General features: G+C 81.5%; 1 protein-coding gene. It reads left to right on the top strand.

Features of this window, described 5'->3' with window-relative positions; all coding sequences use genetic code 11:
• Positions 1-76 precede the first annotated feature (76 nt).
• Positions 77-1,024 carry a uroporphyrinogen-III synthase gene (locus FA014_RS19565; RefSeq protein ID WP_154731260.1) on the top strand — a complete coding sequence of 316 codons (948 nt, stop codon included), beginning with the start codon at positions 77-79 and terminating at the stop codon, positions 1,022-1,024.
• Positions 1,025-1,067: the final 43 nt, after the last annotated feature.

Genomic DNA, 1,067 nt, shown 5'->3' with positions numbered 1-1,067 from the left:
CGGCCGCCGCCCTCGGCACCCGGCTCGCCGAGGACCTCCTCGGCGCGGGCGCCGCCGCGCTCGCGGAGCTCGGGGCGTGACGGGCCTGCCGGCGGACGGCGCGCCCACGACGGTCCCCGCCGGGCCGCTCGGGGGCCGCACCGTCCTCGTCCCGCGCGCGACCGAGGGCCTGGACCCGCTGGTCATCGCCCTGCACGCGGCCGGCGCGGACCCCCTCGTGGTGCCGCTGATCCAGACCGTCCCCCCGTTCGACCCCACCGAGCTCGACGACGCGCTGCTCGCGCTGGAGGTCGGCTACTACGGCTGGGTGGCGGTGACGAGCGCCGCCGCGGTGCCCGTGCTCGAGGACCGCGCCGAGGAGACCGGGCACACGCTGGCCGCCCTGCTCGACGGCGTCCGGGTGGCCGCGGTCGGCGGCAGCACCGCCCGGGCCCTGCGCGAGGCAGGCGTCCGCGTCGACCTCGTGCCCACGGGCCGGTCGTCCGCCCTGGCGCTGCTCGCGGCCTGGCCGCCCGCCGGCGAGGAGCCGGCCCGGGTGCTGCTGCCGCTCGGCGACCTGGCCGCCCCGACGATGGCCGAGGGGCTGGCCGCGCGCGGCTGGCCGGTCGACGTCGTCGTCACCTACCGCACCGTGCCCGGCCCGGCGCCGGAGCCGGAGGTGCGCGCGGCGTACGCCGCGGGGCGGGTGGGCGCCGTCCTGCTCACCTCGGGCAGCACCGCTCGCAACCTGCTGTCGATGCTCGGGGCGCCGCCCGCGGGCACGCTGGTGTGCTGCATCGGCGAGTCGACCGCCGCGGAGGCGCGGCGGTCGGGGCTGACGGTGCACGCCGTCGCCGACGACCAGACCCCGGGCGGCCTGGTGGCCGCGCTCGCGCGCGCCGCCGCGGCCGAGCACCGCGGGGACGACGCCCAGGACGCGGGCGCCCCCGCCGACGAGAGCCCGGCCGCGGCCCACCCCGCCGCACCGGGCGACACCCCCGCCGCCGCACCCCCGGCGGCCCACCCCGACGGAGAGCACGCATGACCGCACCCGGACCCGACGCCCGCACCCTCCCCCTGCCTCCCGC

Origin of the sequence: Cellulomonas hominis, from assembly GCF_005239125.1 — a bacterium.
GTDB classification, from domain to species: Bacteria; Actinomycetota; Actinomycetes; order Actinomycetales; family Cellulomonadaceae; genus Cellulomonas; species Cellulomonas hominis_A.
This window is presented reverse-complemented; position numbering and strand designations above follow the sequence as displayed.